The 25,109-nt window shown below is 32.9% G+C and carries 19 protein-coding genes and 4 tRNA genes; 14 read left to right on the forward strand and 9 right to left on the reverse strand.

All coding sequences use genetic code 11. The features are described 5' to 3' along the window. Window positions 1–28 precede the first annotated feature (28 nt). The 3 genes from KM029_RS00530 to KM029_RS00540 all read right to left on the reverse strand — a co-directional run bounded on the left by KM029_RS00530 (window position 29) and on the right by KM029_RS00540 (window position 3,921). On the reverse strand, window positions 29–1,558 hold the full coding sequence (locus tag KM029_RS00530) for a tetratricopeptide repeat protein (protein ID WP_144074850.1): 1,530 nt from the start codon (window positions 1,556–1,558) through the stop codon (window positions 29–31). A gap of 15 nt (window positions 1,559–1,573) precedes the next feature. Then, the gene (locus KM029_RS00535) at window positions 1,574–2,620 is read right to left on the reverse strand and encodes a tetratricopeptide repeat protein (RefSeq protein ID WP_144074851.1); all 1,047 of its coding nucleotides are present in this window, start codon (window positions 2,618–2,620) and stop codon (window positions 1,574–1,576) included. A gap of 119 nt (window positions 2,621–2,739) precedes the next feature. Then, window positions 2,740–3,921: a putative type IX sorting system protein PorV2 gene (locus KM029_RS00540; RefSeq protein WP_144074852.1), complete on the reverse strand. Its 1,182-nt coding sequence runs from the start codon at window positions 3,919–3,921 to the stop codon at window positions 2,740–2,742. Window positions 3,922–4,057: 136 nt separating this feature from the next. Between KM029_RS00540 and KM029_RS00545 the strand changes: the two genes are divergently transcribed. From KM029_RS00545 to KM029_RS00555, 3 genes are all read left to right on the forward strand, one after another. Beyond that, the gene (locus KM029_RS00545) at window positions 4,058–4,540 is read left to right on the forward strand and encodes a SixA phosphatase family protein (protein WP_158631114.1); all 483 of its coding nucleotides are present in this window, start codon (window positions 4,058–4,060) and stop codon (window positions 4,538–4,540) included. Between the two features lie 137 nt (window positions 4,541–4,677). Beyond that, window positions 4,678–5,664, forward strand: a complete 987-nt coding sequence (locus KM029_RS00550) for a YhdH/YhfP family quinone oxidoreductase (RefSeq protein ID WP_144074854.1) — start codon at window positions 4,678–4,680, stop codon at window positions 5,662–5,664. Window positions 5,665–5,850: 186 nt separating this feature from the next. After that, the gene (locus tag KM029_RS00555; protein WP_184679484.1) at window positions 5,851–6,849 is read left to right on the forward strand and encodes a hypothetical protein; all 999 of its coding nucleotides are present in this window, start codon (window positions 5,851–5,853) and stop codon (window positions 6,847–6,849) included. A gap of 63 nt (window positions 6,850–6,912) precedes the next feature. Here the strand turns inward: KM029_RS00555 and KM029_RS00560 are convergent, their stop codons facing one another. The 5 genes from KM029_RS00560 to KM029_RS00580 all read right to left on the reverse strand — a co-directional run bounded on the left by KM029_RS00560 (window position 6,913) and on the right by KM029_RS00580 (window position 12,058). Further along, window positions 6,913–7,989 (reverse strand): PP2C family protein-serine/threonine phosphatase, encoded by a 1,077-nt coding sequence (locus tag KM029_RS00560; protein WP_144074856.1) that lies wholly within the window; start codon window positions 7,987–7,989, stop codon window positions 6,913–6,915. Window positions 7,990–7,998: 9 nt separating this feature from the next. Next, window positions 7,999–8,607 carry a DsrE/DsrF/DrsH-like family protein gene (locus KM029_RS00565; RefSeq protein WP_144074857.1) on the reverse strand — a complete coding sequence of 203 codons (609 nt, stop codon included), beginning with the start codon at window positions 8,605–8,607 and terminating at the stop codon, window positions 7,999–8,001. Between the two features lie 19 nt (window positions 8,608–8,626). After that, window positions 8,627–8,863, reverse strand: a complete 237-nt coding sequence (locus KM029_RS00570) for a sulfurtransferase TusA family protein (protein ID WP_144074858.1) — start codon at window positions 8,861–8,863, stop codon at window positions 8,627–8,629. 189 nt (window positions 8,864–9,052) lie between these two features. Then, window positions 9,053–11,416 carry a S9 family peptidase gene (locus KM029_RS00575; protein ID WP_144074859.1) on the reverse strand — a complete coding sequence of 788 codons (2,364 nt, stop codon included), beginning with the start codon at window positions 11,414–11,416 and terminating at the stop codon, window positions 9,053–9,055. A 69-nt stretch (window positions 11,417–11,485) separates the two neighbouring features. Next, the gene (locus KM029_RS00580; protein ID WP_144074860.1) at window positions 11,486–12,058 is read right to left on the reverse strand and encodes a hypothetical protein; all 573 of its coding nucleotides are present in this window, start codon (window positions 12,056–12,058) and stop codon (window positions 11,486–11,488) included. Between the two features lie 77 nt (window positions 12,059–12,135). On the opposite strand from KM029_RS00580, the gene KM029_RS00585 reads away from it, so the two are divergent. From KM029_RS00585 to KM029_RS00605, 5 genes are all read left to right on the forward strand, one after another. Next, window positions 12,136–13,791, forward strand: a complete 1,656-nt coding sequence (locus tag KM029_RS00585) for a family 10 glycosylhydrolase (protein ID WP_144074861.1) — start codon at window positions 12,136–12,138, stop codon at window positions 13,789–13,791. 87 nt (window positions 13,792–13,878) lie between these two features. Beyond that, window positions 13,879–14,436: a DUF1269 domain-containing protein gene (locus tag KM029_RS00590; protein ID WP_144074862.1), complete on the forward strand. Its 558-nt coding sequence runs from the start codon at window positions 13,879–13,881 to the stop codon at window positions 14,434–14,436. A 266-nt stretch (window positions 14,437–14,702) separates the two neighbouring features. Then, on the forward strand, window positions 14,703–15,515 hold the full coding sequence (locus KM029_RS00595) for a 2,3,4,5-tetrahydropyridine-2,6-dicarboxylate N-succinyltransferase (RefSeq protein WP_144074863.1): 813 nt from the start codon (window positions 14,703–14,705) through the stop codon (window positions 15,513–15,515). Between the two features lie 147 nt (window positions 15,516–15,662). Then, the gene (locus KM029_RS00600) at window positions 15,663–16,241 is read left to right on the forward strand and encodes a DUF3109 family protein (RefSeq protein WP_144074864.1); all 579 of its coding nucleotides are present in this window, start codon (window positions 15,663–15,665) and stop codon (window positions 16,239–16,241) included. Between the two features lie 207 nt (window positions 16,242–16,448). Next, the gene (locus tag KM029_RS00605; protein ID WP_144074865.1) at window positions 16,449–18,860 is read left to right on the forward strand and encodes an endonuclease MutS2; all 2,412 of its coding nucleotides are present in this window, start codon (window positions 16,449–16,451) and stop codon (window positions 18,858–18,860) included. A gap of 445 nt (window positions 18,861–19,305) precedes the next feature. On the opposite strand, the gene KM029_RS00610 is transcribed toward KM029_RS00605, so the two are convergent. Continuing rightward, window positions 19,306–20,982, reverse strand: a complete 1,677-nt coding sequence (locus tag KM029_RS00610; RefSeq protein ID WP_144074866.1) for an alanine/glycine:cation symporter family protein — start codon at window positions 20,980–20,982, stop codon at window positions 19,306–19,308. Between the two features lie 381 nt (window positions 20,983–21,363). Here KM029_RS00610 and thrS point away from each other — a divergent pair, with 381 nt between their 5' ends. The 6 genes from thrS (at window position 21,364) to KM029_RS00640 (ending at window position 25,105) form a co-directional block, all read left to right on the forward strand. Continuing rightward, the gene (thrS, locus tag KM029_RS00615) at window positions 21,364–23,289 is read left to right on the forward strand and encodes a threonine--tRNA ligase (RefSeq protein WP_144074867.1); all 1,926 of its coding nucleotides are present in this window, start codon (window positions 21,364–21,366) and stop codon (window positions 23,287–23,289) included. 81 nt (window positions 23,290–23,370) lie between these two features. Further along, window positions 23,371–24,579 carry an L-2-hydroxyglutarate oxidase gene (gene lhgO / locus KM029_RS00620; protein WP_221465162.1) on the forward strand — a complete coding sequence of 403 codons (1,209 nt, stop codon included), beginning with the start codon at window positions 23,371–23,373 and terminating at the stop codon, window positions 24,577–24,579. Between the two features lie 164 nt (window positions 24,580–24,743). After that, a tRNA-Val gene (locus KM029_RS00625) sits at window positions 24,744–24,821 on the forward strand. A gap of 17 nt (window positions 24,822–24,838) precedes the next feature. After that, window positions 24,839–24,913 (forward strand) — tRNA-Val (locus KM029_RS00630). A gap of 22 nt (window positions 24,914–24,935) precedes the next feature. Continuing rightward, window positions 24,936–25,010, forward strand: a tRNA-Val gene (locus KM029_RS00635). Window positions 25,011–25,030: 20 nt separating this feature from the next. After that, window positions 25,031–25,105 (forward strand) — tRNA-Val (locus KM029_RS00640). Window positions 25,106–25,109 lie beyond the last annotated feature (4 nt).

Genomic DNA, 25,109 nt, shown 5'->3' on the forward strand with positions numbered 1-25,109 from the left:
GCTACTTTTAAGTTTAAAATAATTCGTTTTATTCTATATGATTAACAGAATCAGCCTTAGAAAGTACAGAAAACTGATAAATAGACCTTAATAAATCTGCTGTTGCACTAACAGTTACCTTTCTCATATCTTTAAGATGATCTGTATGTTGAGGTGTATGTAACATATTTATAGAATCTTTATCTAAAAGTATAAATGCTATATCTTTCTTAGCAGTCGAAAGTTCTTTTTCACTATCTAGAATACTAATTCTATAAATATCTTTTTCGCCATAACCACCTTTTCTTGCAGATGAATAATAAGCATGTCTTCCATTTGCTCTAATCATGAAGTATACATCATCATATGGTGAATTTATAGGTGTTCCTAAATTTTCTGGAGTACTCCAATTTCCTTGAAAATCTCTAGTTGATTTAAAAACATCGTACCCACCCATAGAATTATGTCCTCTTGAACTAAAATATAATGTATTCCCATCTCTTGAAAGAGCAACACCTTCTTCATCATGAGCTGTGTTGATTGTTTCTCCAAGAGAAGTAGCCTCGCCCCATTTTCCATTTTTATCTTTAATAGACATCATAACATCTAAACCGCCTATAGAAAGGTCTTCTCTGTTACTTACAAAATAAAGCGTATCCATTGTGTAATTTAAACAAGCAGAGGTTTCTACTGACAGTGTAGTATTTATCTGTGAAGGTAATTTTTTTGGTTTACTCCAAGAAGTATCTTCTTTTATAGATAACAATAAATCACCATCTCTATAAATTATCATTTCAGACCCATCCATAGAAATAGAAACTGTTGCTGAATGATCATCCGTATTCATTGGAATAGGGTAGGGTGTAGCCCAATTTACGTAATCACTTCTATGAGAGTGATAGATGTTTTCCGTAAGGTGTGTTAAGATATCTGGATTGTCTGTTCTAAACTCATGACGCCTACTTGTAAAATAAAGGTCATCTTCTACAGCATCTACTAAAGGGCAAAAATCAGAATATTTTGAGTTGACTTCTGGACCTAGGTTCTTTATAATGATATGCTCATTTGGAAAGTCATAAAATGTTCTTGCATACTGGCATTCTTTTATCTTTTTATCAATGACTTCATATTTAGAAGAGTCTAATGCATTGTAACTTTTATGGTAGTACTTGATTGCTTCATTCCATTTCTCATCAAATTGATAAGCCCTTCCTAAGTCATAAAAAAGATCGCTAGAAATAGTTTCATTTAATTGTAACGCTTTTTCGAGGTAGAATACAGCATCAGCTTTTTGTTCTGTTACCGAAGCCAAAAAACATTGTCCAATTTTAATATTAATGCTTCCTTCTTCACTAATAAAGTCGTAGGCACCCATATAGTACTTAAAAGCTTCATCGGGTTGATCTAGTTCATAAAAGAGACTGTCTCCTAAGCGGACAAGCTCTCTTACAAAAACCATGTTATCATCAATAATAGCAAAAGAGCTTTCTGTACTTGTAATAGTATCTGGTACTATTTCTTGTGCAAAAGAATGTGTAGATATAATAAGAATTATTAAACTGTAAATAATTTTTTTCATTGTGATAGAGGTTAATTATTGACAAGTTTTTTGAGTGTATTCTTCACCTTGTAGATCACCTAATTCTGCTGCTTTATTCCAATCCGAACAAGCACCATTATCATCATGTTTTCTTTCTTTGATATTTCCTCTTGTAATATATGCTTTAGCAAAGTAAGGGTAGTGATCTAATAACCTATTTATATCCGTCATACTTCCGTCGTAATCTCCTAGTATGTATCGTGTTACAGCCCTGTTGTTTAAAGCTTCTTTCGGTTCAAATTGGTCATGCTCAATAGAACTAGTAAAATCTTGTTCTGCTTGTTGATAGTCTTCGTAATTTAGATAAATTAAGCCTCTATTGTTATATGCGTCAGCATAGGTACTATCATAGAATATAGCTCTATTAAAATCATCAAAAGCCATTGAATAATTTTTCATGGCTTCGTAAACAATCCCTCTATGATTGTAGCAAACAGACATGTGTGGAGCTAAAATTAGCGCTTTTGTAAAACAGTCTTTTGCTTTATTAAAGTTGTGGTTTTTATAATAAAGAGTACCCATGTCGTGCCATGTTATAGGGCTTTCTGGGTTGGCAACAGTTATTTCGTCTAAAGCATCTATTGTTAAAGCATTTGCACCAATATAATAGTAGCATTGCGCTTTTCTCCAAAGAGCGTCTATATGTTTGGGTTGGAGGTGAATTACACTATCAAAATCTGCAATCGCATTTAAAAAATCTTTCTCTAAATAATAAGAAATACCTCTATGGTAGAAAATATCTATTTTTTTCTTGTGGTCTAAGTGTAATGCTTTTGTGAAATCAGATTGTGCACTCTTATAGGCCCCCATGTCACATTTTAACTTACCTCTTGTAAATAATGCGTCTTTATTGTTTTTGTCTTTTTGCAAAACATTATTAACAGTAAAGAGCATACGGTACTTATCATCTTTTTTATTAAGATGTGTAGTAACGGAAGTTGTAGGGTAATCTGTAATTTGTGAAAAACAACAGCTGTTTGTTGAACAGAATGTTACTAGGAAAAGTAGTGTAAATAGTTTAAAGAAGTAGAGTGTGTTCATTAAAAAGTAATAGCCATAAATTTAGTATTATTGACATTTTACTCAATAATTATCGGATAATCAAATAAGTATAAAAATTTATTGTTTAAATGTAGGCTATTTGTGTTGTATCGCAAGAATTAATAGTATTTATCACTTTTTGGTGTTGAAGTGGCACGTTTAAATGTTCGGCCAAAATTAGCCTTTAAACTAAAAATATGTGAGTATAAAGAAGCTGTTGATACATCTCCAATATTAGTAAGTGCATAATCAATTGTAAATCCTTTAAAAGCAAAGCCAGCTCCAAAACTTGGTAAGAATTCTAAAGTTTTAGAACCATTAAACTCTGTAATATATTGAAGCTGAGATATACCACCTCTTAAAAAGATCATCTGTTTGTAATGAAATTCAACTCCAGCATGAGGATCCACACTTAATAATTCACTTTTAATTACTGTATTTCTCTTACCATCAAAAGTAATGTCTGCTCCTAATGATACGAGTACTCCAATAAGTTCGTCAGCATCTTCTAGATGGCTATTTTTCCAAATTGGAAAACTTTTGGCACCCCCAACAATTAATCTTGGTGTGGCAACTTCCACAGAATTATCTGGAATAGTATTACCAGTAGCAGCAAAAACATCATAAAAAGTAGCAGGGTTGTAGGTCCATATATTATACGTTCCCGTAATATCTTTTGCGGTTACACCAACTTTCCATGTTCCTTTTTGCCACTGTGCACCAATGTCTAAACCAAAACCCCATGCATTTGCAAATTGTCCAGCATTTCTGTAAATAATTTTTGCATTGGCTCCAAACTGAAGATTAGGAAGGTTAGGAAACATTCTTGCATAGGAGAAAATAAATGCATAATCAGAAGCAGAAAAGCTTTTTACATTATCCCAATTTAATGATCCATCAGGGTCAAATAGATATCTTGTATCTGGGATATCATCTACACCAAATCGTATTGCAGAAAACCCTAATGCAGATTGCTCGTCTATTTTTGTTGCAAAACCCGCAAAGTCATAATTTGCAATACCAGCAAAATACTCTGCGTGCATAAGAGATGCAGTATACCTGTCTTTTATATTTAATAAACCGGCAGGGTTCCAATAGCCTGCAGTGGCATCATCTACAAGTTCCGTTTGAGAATTACCCATTGCCAATGCTCTGGCGCCAACACCTATTGCTAAATATTCATTTACATATTTAGGTGCTTCAATTTGTCCAAAACTATTAAAGCTATAAAAGTAAATTAATATAAAAAGTAATAGAGTGCTTAAATATTTATTTATAATCAGATAGAATGATCTTCGCATTTGTAATGGGGCTTAATAAAACCTTATAAAGTGCAAAATAGTGACTTTTTTAAGAATAATTAGCAAATATAGGTTTATCAAATTTTCTTATATGAATTTCAATAGTAATTTAGGATAAAAATAAGACTAAGAAAAATTGAAGAGGTTAATTTTAATGCGTCACGGGAAGTCATCATGGACTAATCCATTACTTTCTGATTTTGATAGGCCACTTAATGCAAGAGGGCAAAGAGATATTATCACGATGTCTGACCGATTATTTGATCGGAAGATGATGCCGGAATTAATTATTAGTTCTCCTGCTAAGCGAACTAAAATTACAGCAGAAAAAGTAGCTGAAGTTTTAAGTAAAAAGTTACATTTTGAAAAAGACTTTTATAATGCGCTTTTTGAAGATGTTTTAGAATCTGTAAGAAATTTAGATAATCAACTTGATACAGTAATGCTTGTTTTTCATAATCCTGCAATTACTGATTTAAGAAATTATTTTTTGGCAGATTATCTAGATAATATTCCTACTTCAGGAATGGTAGGATTGGAATTTTCTGATGCTGATGATTGGTCTAACTTAAAGAATGGGAAGGAATTATTTTTTGATTTTCCTAAGAAAGTTAGTTAAACAATGGTTTTAAATTAAACCATTCAATTAATGCTTTGGATATTTTCGTGAACATACTTAAAGGTGGCCTTTTGTCACTTTTTTTTTATGCAAATGCTACTAATTTCACGTTGTTAATCAATAAAATAAAGTGATTTATGACAACTTTTAAGGCTTTTGTAACGGAAAAAGTAGGAGAGAAAGAATACTCTTCATCTATCCAAAATAAAAATATTTCAGATCTTCCAGAAGGAGATGTATTAGTTAAAGTAGCGTATTCATCATTAAATTATAAAGATGCACTTTCTGCATTAGGTAAGCCAGGTGTAACTAAAAATTATCCTCATACACCAGGTATTGATGCAGCAGGTGTAGTAGTGTCTAGTAATACCTCTGATTTTAAAGAAGGTGATGAAGTAATTGTAACAAGTTATGACCTTGGTATGAATACTTGGGGAGGTTTTTCTGAATATATTCAGGTGCCTTCAGGTTGGGTTATTCCTAAACCAGCTGGCATTTCTTTAAAAGATAGTATGAAAATGGGTACTGCAGGATTAACAGCTGCAATGTCTGTTTATAAATTAGTAGATAAAGTAGCTCCTGAAGATGGAAACATTTTAGTGACAGGTGCTACAGGTGGTGTTGGTAGTATTGCAATTGCAATATTAAATAAGTTAGGCTATTCTGTAGTAACCGTAACAGGTAAGGCAGATAAAGTAGCGTATTTAAAAAGTATTGGTGCTGTAGAAGTGCTATCAAGAGATGAATTTTTAGAAGGTAACCAAAGACCACTTTTAAAACCTAGATTTGCTGGAGTAATAGATACTGTTGGCGGCGAATTCCTTGCTACAGCAATTAAAAGTACTAATCCTCTAGGCGTTGTTACATGTTGTGGTAATGCATCTTCTTTTGATTTACCATTAAATGTTTTTCCATTTATTTTAAGAGGAGTTTCATTAATTGGAATAGATTCTCAGAATTTTCCTAGAGCAGAACGTATTGTTGTTTGGGAAAATATAGCAAAAGATTGGTTGCCAAGTACCTTAGATGAGATTACTGAAGAAGTGAGCTTAGATGGCTTAAAGGCAAAAATTGATACAATTATTAAAGGACAATTGAGTGGTAGAGTATTAGTGAAATTATAGATAACCACATTTGATCCTATTGAAAAGGTTACTTTGAATACTAATTTAAAGTAACTTTTTTTTGTGTTAAAAATTTATACTTGTTAATAAAATGTTAGCTTTGTGTAGATAATTTTTTAGACCAGACTACAGGTCATTTTTATTCTTTTTTTAACAAGCTCTTACAAACAACAATATTCTATCTTCATGAAAACTGTTTTATCACTATTACTAATAACATTTTGTACTTTGTCTAGTCTTTTTGCACAAGAAGATTCGACTAAAGTAATCAAAGAGAAATATCCTTATAGATTTCCAATATGGGGTCAGAAAGTAATGGATAGAGGAATTGAGTTTCCAAAGCCAGCAGGTATTAGCGTAAGTTATATATTTAACGAAATGTATCTTGATATCTCAGAATTTAATATGAGTATTGGAGGTATTCCTATGGATGATATCTTGAACGAAGAGACATTAGGATTTAAAAAAACGAGAGCATTTACAAATGGTACAAATCTTAGAGCAGATTTATTTGTATTGCCATTTATGAATGTATACGGTCTGTTCTCGCTAAATAAAGGAGGTACTGAAGTGAGTTTACAACCTACTTTTGGAGGAACTACACTTCCTGAATTTGGTTCTAAAGTTGAATTTGATGCTGTCACTTTTGGAGGTGGTATGACTTTACATTATGCTATTCAAAAATACTTTATAAGTGCAGATATTAATATCTCATCTTCAAAGAGTGCCCTTTTGGATCAAAATGTTGGTGTAGTTACCTCTTCTTATAGATTGGGTAGAAGATTTCAGTTTAAGAATAAAACGAAGCTAGCATTCTATATTGGAGCAATGTATAGAAACTTTATAAATCACACAGGAAATTCAGGGAGAATAACTTTAGGAGAGGCGTTACCAGGTTTAGAAGAAAGCTATACTAATTGGTATGATGGGTTATCTGGACCACAAAAAAAGATTATGGACCAAGTGGAGCAGAGAATTGCTGATAGATTAGAAGGTAAAGGATATAGTTCTGTAGGTGAAATTCCAATTGCTTATTACATCCAAAAAGATTTAATTCAGAAATGGACATTCCAATTTGGAGGAAACTATGAATTGAATGACCGTTGGATGATAAGAGGGGAATATGGTGTTTCTAATTACAGTAAATTCTTAATGACTGGCGTTAATTATAGATTTGGTTTATAACCAATTTGTAAAGAACTGCATTTAATTAAAAAGTAGATTCATTTTAGGTGAATCTGCTTTTTTTTATGATAATTCTAAACCAAAAAATACGATATCATCAATTTGTTGTTGATCTTTCATCCATTTATTTAAGAACTCTTCTAAATCACTTTGTTGTTGAACAAAGGGCTTTTCTTGAATTGATGATAGAAATTTAATTAAATTTTTAGAACCCAATTTTTTATCTTCAGGTCCTCCAAATTGATCAGTAATTCCATCTGAGAACAAATAATATCGATCTCCAGCTATTTTATCGTAGGTATGGTTTGTGAATTTTTTCATAGCTACGGTAGTGTCACCAACAGGGTTTCTGTCTCCTTTTATTTGACTTACCTCGTTATTGTTAACCTTTAAATAAGGGCGTTTTGCACTAGAGATTGTGATGGTGTTTTCTTTGTCGTCTTCAACAAGTATTGTAAGGTCAATACTGTCTCTATTACTACTTTCTTTCTCTTGTTTTAAGAGTTTAATTATTGCCTTATCAATATTCCTATTGATTTCTTTTGGATCCGTAATTTTCTGAACACAAACAAAACGCTCTAATAAAGTAATAGCAATTAATGTCATAAATGCCCCGGGTACACCATGACCAGTACAATCTGCAACTACTAATATTTTTTTGTTATTAATTTTAGTAGACCAATAGAAATCGCCTCCAACAAGATCCTTAGGGTAGAAAATTTTAAAATAATTAGGGAAATTTTCCCTTAAAGTTTTAGAGGAGGGAAAGATACTTTTTTGAATGTTTTGAGCATAATGAATACTACTTAATACTTTTTCATGTGCTCTTTTAATTACTTCTGATTGGATTTTATGTTTATGAAGGTTTTCGTTTAATGTTTGAGCAATGCTAAGCTGCTCATTGATTAAAGTTAACTCCTCCAGGTTTTCAGAAAGTTCTTCATTCTGAATTTGAATCTCATTTTTTTGATCAATTATACTTTCTTGTGCATCTTCTAAATTCATAAAGAGTTCAGCAATACGCACATTAGCATCAGCAAGTGCGACTTCACTTTCCTTTAATTCTTTAATTTGTTTATCTTTTTCTGAAATTAAAGCTTCGAGTTCTTTAATCTTTTTTTGTAATGCAACAATCTTCATACGTAGATCTTAGAACGTTAATGTAATAGTAGCGTCAGAAGCTTCTTCAATGTAAGTAGCTACACCTCCAAACTCAACATCTTTTCTTATTTCTTCAGTTGTAATTCCCATCATGCCCATAGTCATTTGGCAGGCAATTAATTTTGCACCCATGTCTACAGATAAATCAATTAGATCTGGTAATGTTTCGATGTTATTTTCTTTCATCATCATCTTCATCATTTCTGTACCAACACCAAGCATATTCAACCTAGAAATAGTTGTTGTCTGTGGAGTATTTGGTAACATCATCGTAATTAATTTTTCCTTAATGGTTTTACCAGAATAAACACTTTTATCTTTTAAAGCATTAATTCCCCATAAAGTAAAAAATATAGTGACATCCATCCCAAAACTTGCAGCTCCATTAGCAATAATAAATGCAGGCATAATCTTGTCTAACTCAAAACTTGTAACGAGCATCGTAACTTTTTCATTAGGTTGCTGTGCTGTTTTTAAAGTTGTGAGTGTATTTTGAATAGCCTCAAATTGGGCACTAAACTCCTTTGTTTTTTCAGTAAGTTTTTCATCAACTAACTGATCAATATATTCTTTTAAATTTGGGTCGTTGAATTCCATAGTAGCAAGATAATAGGTGTTATTTTATTTTTTCTAGAACAGCAATTTTTGATTTTCCTTCTTCAGTAAATGAGATTAATTTCTGTGAAGTTTTTCTAACCCAAGCTTCAACGTCTGCTTTAAAAGCCGGGTCTGTAGCAACGATTTCTACTTGTTCACCTATATTGATATCTCTAAATTTCTTAGCGATTCTAACAATCGGCATTGGGCAGTTTAGGTTACTGCAATCTAATTTGTGTATTTCTGTAGATTCCATTTTGTGATATTATAAGAACTTGTAAAATGTAGTAATTATTATCTAATCTACTAAAAATAACTACTCTTTGTATTAAATGATACCTTTAATTTAAAAGTTATCGTTAGTTTAGATGTGGTAAATTAGAATAATACTAAGAAATAATTTATAGCAAAACAGCTACCATTTTTACGTGGTAGCTGTTTTTAATTAAAGTTTTGATTGGAAAAGATTGAATATCCTTTTGTATTCATCTATCCAACTACTTGTTTCTTTAAATCCGTGTGGTTCTATTGGATATATTGCCATATTCCAATTTTCTTTTTTGAGTTCAATTAACCGTTGTGATAAACGGACAACATCAGAAAATTGAACATTATCATCAACCATGCCATGCAGAATTAGTAAGTTTCCTTTTAAACCTTCTGCAAGGTAAATAGGAGAACTTCTTTTATAAGCTATTGGGTCTAAAGCAGGAGTGTTTAATATATTTGATGTATAAGGATGGTTATAATGAGCCCAATCTGTAACGGAGCGTATAGCAGCGCCTGCTTGGAAAGTATCTCCTTCTTTAAACATTGCCATCATTGTGATGAAGCCACCATAAGACCCACCATAGATGCCAATTTTTTTAGCATCTACACCATGTTGCTCTATTAAAAATTTTGCTCCATCTACTTGGTCAGAGAGATCTTTTCCTCCCATGTTTCTATAAATGGCAGTTCTCCATTCGCTACCATACCCTTCAGAAGCTCTAAAGTCAATATCTAAAACAGTGTAGCCATTGTCAACTAACATATTATGAAACATGTACTCTCTATAATAAACACTCCACCATTTGTGTGCATTTTGTAAGTATCCAGCACCATGTACAAATATTACAGCCTTATGAAGATCTTTTTCTGCAGTAGGTTTGTATAATCTAGCATGTACATCTTTATTATCTTCTGCTTTAAATGTTACAACTTCAGGACTTCTCCATTCGTATTCATCAAAAGCTTTAGTAGTAGAAGAAGTTAACTGAATAGGAGTTACATTTGGTTTATTTTGTTGAAGATACAGTTCCCAAGGTTTGTTACTAAATGAATATCTATCAACAATATATTTCTCATCTGGAGATAGTAATGTTTCATGATTACCTTCTTTAGAAGTGATTTTAGTAAGTTGTGCAGAGGCAATATCTAGTTTATACAATTGCATACTTCCAGGATGCTCCTTATTTGCTGTTACATAAAAAGATTTGCCATCGTTAGATAACTTGACTCCATGTACTTCAAAATCTCCTTTAGTTAATTGCCTTTTTTTGTTATTACTTACAGTGTATGTATAAATATGAGAATAGCCATCATTTTCAGATTGATACCAAAAAGTATCACTGTCAATCCATTTTAGTTTTGGAATCCAGAAATTCCAACCACTAATACCAGGTCCACCAATCCAAGCATCATCATGTTGTCTGTCAATTTGAGTAACAGAACCGTCTAAAAGATTTATTAAAATGATCCATCTGTCTTTATTGTCATAGGCTCTAACATCAGCAATTGCATAATTAGTACCTTTAGAAAAAGTAGGAGAGTGCATCACTACATCTCTCATTTTATCTGATTTCCCTTTTTCTAATGCTGGGTATTCTTCATAATATTTAGGAGTGTCGTAGATACCATCCAAAGTAGTAAGATCAATTTCGATTGTAGAATCACCATTAATATCAAAAATATAATTGGTATAAGTGTCTTCAGGACTTCCTACTTTAGGTCGGGCATTTTGCATCTTCACATAGCCAGTTCCTTCTACCCAAACAGGCATTTCCGTAGCGTAGTTTCCAGCTTTTTTTCCTAATGAATATACAATATGTTTTGTATCGTAACTAAGTTGAGCTTTCCAAAGGTATTTTTTTCCTAAATAGATTTTAGAAGGTTGGCTAATTTCTAAACTTTCAGAATGTTCCTTTTTTTCTTCAGATCTATCTTCTCTTTTTCTAACGATTTCGAATAATTCTAATTGTTGATCATGTAAAAATTGATTTTGTGGTGTCAGTTTAGGTTCACCTTTTTTAGTACCTGAAGTAAAATTAGAAACTTGTGTTGTTACTCCATCATTTAGCTGCATAATAAACACATTGCCATTTGATGTATAACTTATGCTATTCTCATTGTCTAAAAAGAAAGCGTTTGATTTTTTATCAAGAGTGTTAGTTATCTGCTTTTGTACCCCTTTTTTAAAGTCGTAAATAAATAGGTTCCCAGCTTTAATATATAATTTTTTAGTATGGTTTTTATTCCAATCTCCATTTGCAATAGGTAGAGATTTTTGTTCTTCTGTAGAAACTTTTTCATATTTCTTAGATTTAACATCTACCTTGAAGAGATCATCATAGGCTTTGTTTTCTTTATTCCAATAGAAATAAATTGTCTTGCTGTCTTTTGCCCAAAAAGGACTATGAGGTGAATGTCCAATGTAGGTTTCTCCACTCATAATTTCATCAAAGGTTAAAACACTTTGATTGTTTTGAGCTAGTAAAAGGTTAGTAAAGAAAAATATGGAAAGGCTTAATAAAGATATTGATTTATTCATTATTTATAATAATTGAGGTTGGTTTAATCTAAATATAAAAAGATAACCTTTGCAGATTATCTTTAGTAATTATTGTCCAGTGATTGAATAACCACCTAGAACCTTAAATTTCATGGAATCACTTCTTACGGTTATTCTAAAATGAAATCTAGGCTTAAAATATACAACTGAGTCTTTTAAAATATTTCCTACTACAGATTCGTTATTCTGAATAGTGAGATCTAAACTTTTATCTGTAGTATTATCAGGGATATCGTATAAATAGCCGATTTTATATTTTTCAGCTTTTGCGTTTTCAATAAAAACTTCCACGGAATCTAAAGAGAGTAAAGAAGAATCTGATGGGAAATCAATAGAAAGCGTTAGTCTCTGAAAGTTTGCATTTTTTGTTTCTTTATAATCAAGGAAGAGTTTATTAAAAACACTATCTCTTGTATTAGAATATACAATACTTTCAGGATCATGCCATTCTCCTTGCGGGGTAAGGTAAGGGAATTTACTTATAGATTCTAATTCTAAATCTTGAATAGTTAGGTTATCTAATTCTTTGTCAAGCCCAAAGAATTCACAACTTTGAAATCCAATAGATAAAAATAAAAAAATATAGATTAATTTTAGATTTGTGTTCAACTTTTGCTGCATGTTACTATTTTTGTCAATAGAGCAAATTTATTAAAAACTTTCTATCCCTCTACTTCCAACTACAACAATCATTACAGATGAGGCAATTTTTTTTTAATATTATTTTTTTAACAGCATCTACATTGTGTTTTTCACAAGAAACTTCAGTTCAAAAGAGGGAATTTAGAGGTGTATGGGTTGCAACTTTAAATGCAATCGATTGGCCTTATAGTGAAAAAGATTCTGCAGACCAGCAGAAGGAAGATTTTATCTCGTTATTAGATTTTCATCAAAAGCGGGGTATAAATGCAGTAATTGTACAAGTACGTTCTAGTGCTGATGTTATTTACCCTAGTAATATAGAGCCTTGGAGTTCTTCTTTATCAGGTAAAATGGGAGAGGCACCTAAACCTTTTTATGATCCACTTGCTTTTATGATTTCCGAAACGCATAAAAGAGGAATGGAGTTTCATGCTTGGGTAAATCCTTTTAGAGCAGTTACAAATATTCAATCTGTTAAAGTATCATCAGACCATGTGTATAAGAGGCATCCAGAATGGATATTGAAATACCATAATTTAGCTATTCTAAACCCTGGTATTCCAGAAGCAAGAAAATATATTGAATCTGTAATTGAAGAAATAATTTCGAATTATGATATAGATGCTCTACATTTTGATGATTACTTCTATCCTTATCCAGACCATGGTGAAATAAAAGCAGATAGAGCAACTTATAGAAAATACAGAGTTGGTAATGAAAGTATTCGCGATTGGAGAAGAGCAAATGTCAATACATTCATAGAAGATATTCATGCGTTAATTATTGAAAAAAGACCCTCTCTGAAATTTGGAGTAAGCCCTTATGGGGTATGGAGAAATGAAAGAGACGATCAAAATGGCTCACCTACTAGATCGGGCTATACATCATATGATCATTTATATGCAGATGTTCGTTTATGGTTACAAAATGGATGGATTGATTACGTAGCACCTCAGGCTTATCAAAGTACTAAACATAGAAATATTCCTTTTAAAGAGTTAATTACATGGTGGTCTAACAACTCATTTGGCAGACATCTTTATGCGGGTCATGCAACATATAGAGTACAAACAAGTTTAGAAAAAGGTTGGAGAGATAACGCTGAAATGCCCTCACAATTATATCATACTAGATCATCAGAAAATATTCATGGGAGTGTATTCTATAATTCGACATCACTTTTGTATAATCAGGGTGGAATGGCAGATTCTTTGAAAAATATTTATAATGTACCAGCCTTATTACCTTTAATGCCTTGGATTGATGGTACAAATCCTAATCCTCCAGAAAAACCATCAATAGCAGTAGGAGAAACGGGTATTGAATTGAAATGGCAAAATGCATTAGTTGCAGAAGATGGAGATTTAGCTACAAGCTATGTTATATATTCTACTACGGGGGGGAAACTACCTAATATTGATGATCCAAGAGAAATACTCTGTATTGTTCCCGGAAATGCATCTTCTTATATTGATGAAAGGTCTCTAGATCTAGAAAAGTATACATATTTAATTTCTGCTTTAGATAGGATACATAATGAGAGTGAAGCAGTTTTACCTGTTTATCCAAAAGAACAAAATGTAATTCTTCCTGCTCCTTTTAACGAAGAAATGATTGTTGAATTGAATGATGCAATTTTAAAAACAACATGGGAGGTTGTAGATAGAGTGGTTGATAACCAAGGAATTACAATGATAAAAGAAGTAAATTAGGTGACGACGGTCATCTAAAAAGTGGTAAAAGTTAACGAAGTTGTAAGTGTAAATAATACATATCATCTAACTTTTAACTTTACCAAAATGAAATCTTACAAAAAACTAATTGTCGCAATCTATCAAAATGAGAAAACTGCAGACCACGAATTCAATCTTCTTTCTAAAAAGGAAAAGAAAGATGAATTAGATTTAAAGGCTTACACAGTTGTAAGTAAGTCAGAATCTGGAAAAACTACTGTACATGATACAGAAGGTAGAGATGCTTTTTGGGGAGCAGTAGTAGGAGGTCTTGTAGGAATGTTAATTGGTCCTGTAGGGGCAATTTACGGAGCAGCCTTATTTGCTGCAGAAGTATTTGCTGGTTCTGTAGCAGCAGGATTAGGAGTAGGTGCTTTAGCTGGTTGGGTAAATAGTGATGCTCTAAAAATACCAAATGATTTATTAGTTGATATAAAAAAATCTTTAAAACCGGGTAGTTCAGCAATTGTAGCTGTGGTAGAAGAAGATTGGGTAGATGAAGTAGAAGCAGTTTTAGAGCCTCAATCAGAGATGCTTCATCATTATCAATTTACAGATTCTGTTGTAGAGAAATTTGAGAAAGATTGGGAGATTTTTGAGAAGGAACAAAAAGTGGTTTCTTAATTTGTGTTTTCAATTTAAAACAATCTTTATAAATCTATATATGCATATATAAATACTCATTAAGTTATAAAGAAACGGGCAATTTAAATATTGTTCGTTTTTTTTATGACAAAGAGTTTTATTTAAAACATGGTGTGATATTTTTGTTTAGTTTGTTGGTCCTTATGTAAAATTGATGAGGATTAATTACTTTTGCGATTCCTAATACCATTATTGGGAATTTTCACAATATTATCACATCTCGTAAAAGGGATTACCATTAGATTATGACTAGACAACAATTGATTGAGCAAGCGTGGGATGACCGTGCTTTATTACAACAACAAGAATATATTGACGCAGTTAAAGCAACTGTAGAGGAATTAGATAAAGGTACATTAAGATGTGCAGAACCAATTGCTGATGGTTGGCAGGTTAACGAGTGGGTAAAAAAAGCAGTTATTTTGTTTTTCCCTCTTGCTAAAATGGAAACAATTAAAGTTGGTCCTTTTGAATTCCATGATAAAATTCCTTTAAAAAGTGATTATGCAGAAAAAGGTGTTCGTGTAGTACCTCATGCAATTGCTAGATACGGTTCTTTTGTAAACAAAGGAGTTATCATGATGCCTTCTTATGTAAACATAGGAGCATACGTTGATTCTGGTACAATGGTAGATACTTGGGCAACTGTTGGTAGTTGTGCTCAAATTGGTAAAGATGTTCACCTTTCAGGTGGTGTTGGTGTTGGGGGTGTTTTAGAGCCAGTTCAAGCAGCTCCAGTAATTATCGAAGATGGTGCATTTGTAGGTTCTCGTTGTATCCTAGTAGAAGGTGTTCATATCGGTAAAGAAGCTGTATTAGGTGCAAACGTTACTCTAACAGCTAGCTCTAAAATTATTGATGTTACAGGCCCTGAACCAGTAGAATATAAGGGTTATGTACCTCCACGTTCTGTTGTAATTCCTGGTAGCTACACTAAGAAATTCCCAGCAGGTGAGTTTTCTGTAGGTTGTGCTATTATTATCGGTCAACGTAAAGAAAGTACTGATAGAAAAACATCTTTAAACGATGCTTTAAGAGATAACAATGTTTCTGTATAATTAGAAACTTCTTATAATATTTAGGTGGATGAGTTTAACTTATCCACCTTTTTTTATGCCTTTTCAAAAGTTAACGAGAGAATTGTCGTTTGTTTATCAAATAAATACGTTTTTTGTGTTTGAAAAATTTTAAGCACTAGAAAGAAAATGATTGTAGTAGATAAAGTAGTATTGAGTGACGACATGATGTCGGAAGAATTTGTTTGTAATCTTGATAAGTGTAAAGGTGCATGCTGTGTTGAAGGTGACTTAGGTGCTCCTTTAAATGAGCATGAACTAGAACAAATTGAATCAGTCTATGAAAAGGTGAAACCTTACATGTCTCCTGAAGGAATTGCAGAAGTAGAAAAGCAAGGGAAGTATATTAAAGACTTTGAAGGAGATTTTTCTACACCTACTATTAATAATAGAGAATGTGCATACGCAATCTACGATGATAAAAAGTATTTACATTGTGCTATAGAAAAAGCATTTCTTGATAAGAAGATAGATTATAGAAAACCAATCTCATGTTATCTCTATCCAGCAAGAATTACAAAATATGATGCTTACGATGCTGTCAATTATGATCGTTGGGAAATATGTTCTGATGCTTGTGTTTTAGGTAAAGAATTAAAAGTTCCTGTCTATAAGTTTTTAAAAGGACCATTTACTGCCAAATACGGTGCTGAATGGTATGCAAAATTAGAGAAGGAAATAGAAGATATGAAAGAAAATTTAAGATAATTGAAGAAGGGCTCGTAGGAGTCCTTTTTTGTACTTTATAAATTCATTTCAATTTATGATCTTTGTGCACACAGTTAAAAATACAATGTACTTTCTATAATCAATTGATAAGCCTTTTTAGCCATCAATCTTTACATTAAAGTACAAGTTCAAATTATGATACAAAGAAGCAGCTAGTAGTAGTTGCTTATAATTCAAAATATATAAATGTTATATCCAAAAAATTTAGAAGAGAAACTTGGTTTCGATAAACTAAGAGAAATTTTAAAGGATAAATGTAATGGAGCAGTTGGGCGTAGTTATGTAGATAAAATGCGCTTTACTTCTGATCCTCGTTTTATTAGACAGCGTATTGCTCAAGTAGATGAGTGTGTACGTATTTATGCTTCTGGAGAATCTTTCCCTCATTCGGGGTTTATTGATGTAGAAAATTATCTTGATAAAGCCGAGATAGTTAATGCCTTTCTTTTGGAAGACGAGCTTTTTGATTTAAAAACAGCTTTTACAACATTAAAAGATTGTCTTACTTTCTTTAATACAGCAGACCCTACACTGTACCCTGAATTGGTTAGAGTAAGTGAAGTTGTAGAATTTAATCCTATGATTTTATCTGATATCGATATGATATTAGATGATAAAGGGAAAATTAGAGACAATGCATCTCCAGAATTAGTACAAATAAGGAGAGCGTTACTAAAAGAGTTATCTAGCTTAAGATCGCGTACTGCATCTGTATTGCAACAGATGAAAAAAAGTGGTTACGCAAAAGATGATGCAATACCTACTTTAAGAGAAGGACGTATTGTAGTTCCTGTTCCTGCTGAACATAAAAGGCATGTTACTGGTTTTGTTCATGATGCGTCATCTACAGGACAGACAGTTTTTATTGAACCTCAAGAGTTACTTCAATTAAACAATACAATTAAGGATCTTGAATTAAGGGAACGCCAAGAAGTTATACGTATTCTAACAGAGATTACCAATAAAATAAGACCTCAAATTCCAGGGCTTAGAAAAGGAAATAATTACTTAGGTATTATCGATTTTATTAACGCAAAAGCAAATTTTGCAATGATACAAGAATCGATTAAACCTGTAATTGTTGATGAACCTTTAATTGCTTGGTATCATGTTGCACACCCTCTTTTACTTTGGTCGTTTATGGAGCAGAGTAAACAGGGTCAGGTTGTACGCCAAAAAATTGAACTTGATGAGGAGCGTGGTAGAATTTTGATTATTTCTGGCCCTAATGCCGGAGGAAAATCAATTGCTATGCAAACAGTTGCTTTGGTGCAATACATGTTCCAATGCGGGATGTTAGTACCGATGGTAGAAGGTTCTAAAATGGGTATTTTTGAAGATATAATGATGGATTATGGCGATGATCAATCATTAGAAAATGACTTATCTACCTATTCGTCTCATTTAACCAATATGAAAGCAATGCTTACAAAAGGTGGTGAGAAATCTTTGATCACAATTGATGAATTTGGATCTGGAACTGAACCAGAATTAGGTGGTGTAATTGCAGAATCAATATTAGAACAAATGAACCGTCAGCATATGTGGGGTTGTATTACAACACACTACGCTAATTTAAAATTCTATGCAGAAAAAGAGGTTGGTTTGCAAAATGGAGCAATGCGTTATGATGTAGAGAAACTACAACCATTGTATAAATTAGAGCAAGGTCAACCGGGTAGTTCGTTTGCTCTAGAGATTGCACAAAAGATTGGCTTACCTAAAAAGGTAGTTAACATAGCACGACATAAGGCAGGGCGTAAAAAAATTAATATGGAAGAGTTACTTCGTAATCTTGAAGAAGAGAAGAAGGAGTTTTCTCAGAAGAATAATGAAGTACGCCGTTTGGAGCAGAAATTAAAGTCTGCGAAAGAAAAATTTGAGACTAGATCTTTAGAACTTCAAAATAAGAAGCAATCTATAATAAATAAGGCTAGAGAAGATGCTCAAAAAGTTTTAGATACTGCCAATAAAAAGATTGAACATACAATTAAAGAAATCCGTGAAACGAATGCTGAGAAAGAAAGAACTAAGAAGCTTCGTCAAAATATGGAAAACTTTAGAGTAAGTAATCAACCTACAAAAGGGAGTAAACCTAAAAAGGAAGAAGTTACTTATGAAGTCATAGGTGGTAAAATTACTATTGGTGATGCTGTTCGAGTAAAAGGACAAACAACTATTGGTGAAGTGGCATCTCTTTCTTCTAAAGAGGCAGAAATTATTATTGGTGCTTTAAGAACGAAAGTGAAACTAAATCGTCTTGAAAGAATTAGTAAGAAAGAATTTAGAAAAGAAGTACGAGAAAAATCAATAGGTGTAAGTGCAGCTTCTAGCATAACACAAAAAAGGGTAGATTTTAATTCTCAATTAGACCTTAGAGGTAAAAGAGCTGAAGAGGTAATGTATGATTTGGATGATTTTATGGATTCTGCAATTATGCTTGGAGAAACTTCTGTGAGAATTGTACACGGTAAAGGTACAGGAGCTTTAAGAGAAGTTGTTCGCAATCATCTTAGAACATTTAAAGGAATTAAAAATGTATCAGACGATCATCCTGATAGAGGAGGTGCAGGAGTAACTGTTGTTACATTAAGATAGTAAATGGAAGTTGTACAGTGTTGTGCAACTTCTTTTTTTTGGAAGCAATTTTTTAATTCAACAAGAAAAATTAACATTCATTATTAAAATCTTATTAACAATTAAAAGGTATTGTTTAAAAAATATTATATATTTGGATACCAAAAGATGAAATTATGTTTCAATCCTTTGGACTTCATAGCTGGTTGAAATCGTGAGCATGATTAGCCTCATGTTTACGTGCTTTATGTTACTCATAAAGTTGAAACGCTCAATATCGATTAGATATTGGGCGTTTCTTTTTTTTGCTAATTTCTATTTTGGTTCTTATTAGGAGGATATGATTACTTGATGAGAGTATTTGAATAATTGCTAAAAGCATTAATAAGTATATCAAAAATTAATAAAAAAGGTTCTATCGAATTAAATCAATAGAACCTCTTTGTAATTGTAGATATAATTTGTGCTATCTCTTGATGCCAAATTTATTTTCCATATGATCCCAATAGGTATTTAAACTATCTTTCATGTCTTTCCTTAAAATTAATAAACCAATAAGGTTAGGAATAGTCATTAGAGCTATGGTAATACCAGAGAGTGTCCAAATTATAGTAGTATCAGCAAAAGATCCGATAAAGAAAGCTCCAACATATACAATTCTAAAATACTTAACAGAAGCACTGCCAAATAAGAACGTCATGGCTCTATCTCCATAATAAGACCAAGAAATGGCTGTGGAGAAAGCAAAGAGTAAAAGGCCGATTGTTACAATGTATTTACCGTATTCTCCAAAGTAACTTCTACTAAATGCTAAACTTGTAAGTGGAGCACTGTGAATTAAAGATTTACCAGTTATTACTAGCCCATCTTTCCATTGGACTTTTCCTTTAGTAACTTTTAAATGACCAGAATAAGGTTCTCCTTGGTAAGTTACTTTTACACCTTCAGCAAGTGAACGAGCGTGAATTAAAGTAACTGTATTTTTTATTGTCCCATTTACTACATTTAATTCTCCATCAAAAACAGGAAGGGTTTCTTCTCCACTAATATGGAAAGCTAACTTTTCTCTGTCGTTGTTAGGATTGTTTTTGCTATCATCATAAACTGTATTTAAAACTTGTAAATCAGTTTGTTGAAAAGTATTGTCGACTTTTTCTCTCCAAACATTTGAAGAAAGAAGTGCTAAGCCAGTTAAACTACAAATAACAATTGTATCAATAAATGGCTCTAAAATAGCAACCATACCTTCTGATACAGGTTCTTTTGTTTTTGCAGATGCGTGAGCGATTGGTGCAGAACCTTGCCCAGCTTCATTAGAAAATAATCCTCTGTTAACACCTCTATTAAATGCAAAAGCTAATGTTGCTCCTAAGAAACCACCAGTGGCAGATGTTCCGCTAAAAATATCACCTATTACTCTTCCGATAGAGCTTGGGATATTTTCAAAATTATAAAAGATAACGGCTAAACATCCAATAAAATAGATGACGGCCATTATTGGGACTAATTTTTCTGTTACTGAGGCAATTCTTTTAATACCGCCTAAGATTACAAAAGCTAATAGTACAGAAAGTACTGCACCAGTAATGTATTGTTCTACTCCAAAAGTTGCAAACATAGATGATGCAATACTATTAACTTGAGGTAAATTACCTGTTCCAAAAGAAGATAATACAGTTGCAATAGCAAATAAAACTGCCATCCATTTCATGTTTAACTTGTTTTTCATGAAATACATAGGGCCACCTGCCATTGTACCATCTGCTGTTTTTTCTCTGTATTTATGTGATAATGTTACTTCAACAAACTTTGTTGTCATACCAAAAAAGGCCGTGACTACCATCCAAAAAAGTGCAGCTGGACCACCTAAATGTATTGCAAGTGCTACACCAGCAATATTACCAGTGCCTACAGTACCTGAAAGTGCAGTAGCAAGTGCTTGAAAATGAGAAGTGTCTCCTTCGTCATCTTTTTCATCGTATTTTCCTTTTACAACGTCGATTGCGTGTTTAAAGAAACGAATTTGTGGAAATTGTAAGTAGACTGTAAAAAATAAACCTGTTAGTAATAGTAGAGCTACAAACCAATAGGATCCGCCTATGTAACTATCTATAAGGCTTAAAATATCGTTTAAATGTTGCATGTGTTTGACTGTATAGCGTAGTGTCTAAAGCTTGATTATATTTTAATGTATATAAAAAAATGTATGCGAATTTATCAAAAGATAAATAGAATACTATGACTTTTTAGTTTCTAAATCGTTTTTTGAAGAAAATTAGTGGTTTATATAAATGTTTAACAACTAATCGAGTTCAATTGTAGAGATATCAAGTAATTGCATTAAGTATCAGAAATAAATAAACAAATTTTTATAAAAAACTGGTGAATTAACGCTTATTCTTCAATAATTTGTGTGATTAAAACGAGTAAAATTGTAGCTTGCGTTTCAAAATTCTCACAGCAAATTTTGTGGCCAGTTGTAGGGACTCAAATGGGGGAATAACATTTTAAATCTTATACCACAATGATTAAAGTTACATTGCCGGATAATTCGGTAAGAGAGTATGAAAGCGGAGCAACTTCTTTAGATGTTGCAAAAAGCATAAGCGAAGGCTTGGCAAGAAACGTATTAGCCGCTGAGGTTAATGGTGAAGTTTGGGATGCTACCAGACCTTTAACCGCAGACTCAAATGTAAAATTATTAACGTGGAATGATACGGATGGCAAATCTACATTTTGGCATTCATCAGCTCACTTGATGGCCGAGGCATTGGAGGCTTTATATCCAGGCGTGAAATTAGGTATCGGACCTTCTATCGAAAATGGTTTCTACTATGATGTAGATTTTATGGATTATGACTTCTCTTCTGATGACTTGCCAAAAGTTGAACAGAAGATGAAAGAATTAGCAAAGAAAAAGAACCAATATCTACGTTCTGATATTTCTAAAGCTGATGCTATAAAATACTTCGAAGAAAAAGAAGATCCTTATAAACTTGATTTGTTAGAAAGATTAGAAGACGGTTCTATCACATTCTATAAACAAGGAGAATTTACAGATTTATGTCGTGGACCTCATATTCCAAATACAGGTTTTGTAAAAGCTATTAAGTTAACTAGTGTAGCTGGTGCTTATTGGAGAGGAGACGAGAAAAATAAAATGCTTACACGTATTTATGGTATTACATTCCCTAAAGCAAAGGAATTAAATGAATACTTAGAACGCGTTGAAGAAGCAAAGAAAAGAGATCATAGAAAAGTAGGTCAAGAACTTGACTTATTTACATTTTCTCAACGTGTAGGACTTGGTTTACCATTATGGTTACCAAAGGGTACAACTTTAAGAGAGCGTTTAGAAAATTTCTTAAGAAAAGCACAAGCGAAAGCAGGTTACCAACAAGTAGTTACTCCACATATTGGATCAAAAGACCTTTATGTAACTTCTGGGCACTATGCTAAATATGGAGAGGATTCTTTCCAACCAATTCATACTCCAAACGAAGGTGAAGAGTATTTATTGAAACCAATGAACTGTCCTCATCACTGTGAGATTTACCGTTCACGTCCTCGTTCATACAGAGATTTACCAATTCGTTTAGCTGAATTTGGTACTGTATACAGGTATGAGCAAAGTGGAGAATTACACGGTCTGACAAGGGTTCGTGGGTTTACTCAAGATGATGCACACTTATTCTGTCGTCCAGATCAAGTAAAAGAAGAATTTGCTAAAGTAATTGACCTTGTATTGTATGTTTTCAAATCTTTAGGGTTTGAAGATTATATGGCTCAAATCTCTTTAAGAGATAAAGAAGATAGAGCAAAATACATAGGAAATGAAGCAGATTGGGATAGAGCTGAGAAGGATATTGAAGAAGTAGCTGCAGAAAAAGGACTTAACACAGTAGTTGAGTACGGAGAAGCAGCATTCTACGGTCCTAAACTTGACTTTATGGTACGTGATGCATTAGGGAGATCGTGGCAATTAGGTACAATCCAAGTAGATTATCAGTTACCACAACGTTTTGAGTTAGAGTACAAAGACTCTGATAACTCAATGAAACGTCCTGTTATGATTCACAGAGCTCCATTTGGTTCAATGGAACGTTTTATTGCCATCTTAATTGAGCATACTGGTGGTAATTTCCCATTATGGTTAGCTCCTGAGCAGTTTACATTATTACCTGTTTCTGATAAATACAACGACTACGCTTATGGTGTTATGTCTATGTTAGAAGAAGAAGGATTTACAGGAACTGTAGATGCAAGAGCGGAAAAAATTGGACGTAAAATTCGTGATGCTGAAGTACAAAAAACACCATACATGTTAATTGTGGGTGAAAAAGAGATGGAAGGAAACTCTGTTTCAGTACGTAAAAAAGGTGAAGGCGATATCGGTATGTTAGAATTACCAGCTTTTGTTGAATTATTCAAGAAAGAAACAGCAGTTTAATTGCTGATATGATATAAAAAATGAGTTGTGACTTTTTAGTTGCAACTCATTGTTATTTTAAACTAATAAATAGATTTAACCATGGTGTATGATGTAATCATCATAGGTGCTGGAATTGTAGGTATGGCATCTGCAATGAAAATTAAACAGCAATCTCCTGAGTTAAGAGTACTTGTACTAGAAAAGGAAGAAGGCGTTGCTAAACATCAAACCGGGCACAATAGTGGGGTAATTCATTCAGGTTTATACTACAAACCAGGTAGTCATAAAGCATTGAATTGTATTGATGGTTATAACCAGCTGATCAAATTTTGTGATGAAGAGAACGTGAAATACGACTTATGTGGTAAGATCGTTGTGGCTACTGATCAAAAAGAATTAGAAAATTTAAATGCCTTATATGAAAGAGGCATTGAAAATGGACTAACTGATTTAAGAAAATTATCTTCTTCTGAAATTAAGGAGTATGAGCCGTATTGTACTGGTATTGCTGGATTACATGTCCCTCAAACAGGTATAATTGATTATACTGAAGTGACAGAAAAATATAAAGAGGTTTTTACAGAACGTTTTGGAGGTATTGTAAAATTTGGCCACAAAGTAGAAGATATCCGTTTGGGGAGTATCGGAGCTGAAGTAGCTACTTCTAAAGGTGTTTTTAGGTCTCATTTAGTAGTAAACTGTGCTGGTTTATATAGTGATAGAGTAGCCCAGTTAGCTTTAAAACAATTGGATGTTAGAATTATTCCTTTCAGAGGAGAATACTATGAGATTAAGCCAAATAAGCATTATCTAGTTAAGAACTTAATTTACCCTGTTCCAGATCCTTCATTCCCATTCTTAGGTGTTCACTTTACAAGAATGATTAATGGTGGTGTTGAAGCAGGACCAAATGCTGTATTAGCGTATAAAAGAGAAGGTTATACAAAGTCTGATATTAATGTAGGAGAATTATTTGAGTCACTAACTTGGAAAGGATTTATCAAGATAGCATCAAAATATTGGCCAACAGGTATTGGAGAAATGTACCGATCTTATTCTAAAACGGCTTTTACAAAAGCCTTACGTCGTCTTTTACCAGATCTAAAAGAATCTGACTTAAAGAAAGGCGGAGCAGGAGTTAGAGCTCAAGCATGTGATAAAGATGGAGGTTTGATTGATGATTTCTTGTTTGTAGAAGAATCAAGAATGATAAATGTATTAAACGCACCATCTCCAGCAGCAACATCTTCTCTAGCTATTGGTGATACAATTGCAGGAAAAGTATTTGCTAAGCTGAAAAATAACTAAGAATTTTAAAAGAGTATAGAATTTATTTAGATTCTATACTCTTGAAATTCAGTGTAAAATTAAGTTGTTATATTTTTTTTACAATATATAGTTTGGATATAAATTATCTACGCTTACCTTTGCACTCGCAATGACACAAACGGTGTCTATTTAATGTAATGATCGGGATGTTAGCTCAGTTGGTTTAGAGCACCTGCCTTACAAGCAGGGGGTCATAGGTTCGAATCCTATACGTCCCACCAATTCACGCAAGTGTATTGGGATGTTAGCTCAGTTGGTTTAGAGCACCTGCCTTACAAGCAGGGGGTCATAGGTTCGAATCCTATACGTCCCACACAATTCACATTAAGTGTATTGGGGTGTTAGCTCAGTTGGTTTAGAGCACCTGCCTTACAAGCAGGGGGTCACAGGTTCGAATCCTGTACGCCCCACTTTTGACATATTTATTTTCGGGATGTTAGCTCAGTTGGTTTAGAGCACCTGCCTTACAAGCAGGGGGTCATAGGTTCGAATCCTATACGTCCCACACA

It is taken from the genome of Flammeovirga kamogawensis, assembly GCF_018736065.1.
GTDB lineage: Bacteria > Bacteroidota > Bacteroidia > Cytophagales > Flammeovirgaceae > Flammeovirga > Flammeovirga kamogawensis.

Bases quoted from the DNA above. Each gene is read 5' to 3' on its own strand.
- KM029_RS00530 (WP_144074850.1), bottom strand. From the start codon at position 1,558: ATGAAAAAAATTATTTACAGTTTAATAATTCTTATTATATCTACACAT.
- KM029_RS00535 (WP_144074851.1), bottom strand. From the start codon at position 2,620: ATGAACACACTCTACTTCTTTAAACTATTTACACTACTTTTCCTAGTA.
- KM029_RS00540 (WP_144074852.1), bottom strand. From the start codon at position 3,921: ATGCGAAGATCATTCTATCTGATTATAAATAAATATTTAAGCACTCTA.
- KM029_RS00550 (WP_144074854.1), top strand. From the start codon at position 4,678: ATGACAACTTTTAAGGCTTTTGTAACGGAAAAAGTAGGAGAGAAAGAA.
- KM029_RS00555 (WP_184679484.1), top strand. From the start codon at position 5,851: ATGAAAACTGTTTTATCACTATTACTAATAACATTTTGTACTTTGTCT.
- KM029_RS00560 (WP_144074856.1), bottom strand. From the start codon at position 7,989: ATGAAGATTGTTGCATTACAAAAAAAGATTAAAGAACTCGAAGCTTTA.
- KM029_RS00565 (WP_144074857.1), bottom strand. From the start codon at position 8,607: ATGGAATTCAACGACCCAAATTTAAAAGAATATATTGATCAGTTAGTT.
- KM029_RS00570 (WP_144074858.1), bottom strand. From the start codon at position 8,863: ATGGAATCTACAGAAATACACAAATTAGATTGCAGTAACCTAAACTGC.
- KM029_RS00575 (WP_144074859.1), bottom strand. From the start codon at position 11,416: ATGAATAAATCAATATCTTTATTAAGCCTTTCCATATTTTTCTTTACT.
- KM029_RS00580 (WP_144074860.1), bottom strand. From the start codon at position 12,058: ATGCAGCAAAAGTTGAACACAAATCTAAAATTAATCTATATTTTTTTA.
- KM029_RS00585 (WP_144074861.1), top strand. From the start codon at position 12,136: ATGAGGCAATTTTTTTTTAATATTATTTTTTTAACAGCATCTACATTG.
- KM029_RS00590 (WP_144074862.1), top strand. From the start codon at position 13,879: ATGAAATCTTACAAAAAACTAATTGTCGCAATCTATCAAAATGAGAAA.
- KM029_RS00595 (WP_144074863.1), top strand. From the start codon at position 14,703: ATGACTAGACAACAATTGATTGAGCAAGCGTGGGATGACCGTGCTTTA.
- KM029_RS00600 (WP_144074864.1), top strand. From the start codon at position 15,663: ATGATTGTAGTAGATAAAGTAGTATTGAGTGACGACATGATGTCGGAA.
- KM029_RS00605 (WP_144074865.1), top strand. From the start codon at position 16,449: ATGTTATATCCAAAAAATTTAGAAGAGAAACTTGGTTTCGATAAACTA.
- KM029_RS00610 (WP_144074866.1), bottom strand. From the start codon at position 20,982: ATGCAACATTTAAACGATATTTTAAGCCTTATAGATAGTTACATAGGC.
- thrS (WP_144074867.1), top strand. From the start codon at position 21,364: ATGATTAAAGTTACATTGCCGGATAATTCGGTAAGAGAGTATGAAAGC.
- lhgO (WP_221465162.1), top strand. From the start codon at position 23,371: ATGGTGTATGATGTAATCATCATAGGTGCTGGAATTGTAGGTATGGCA.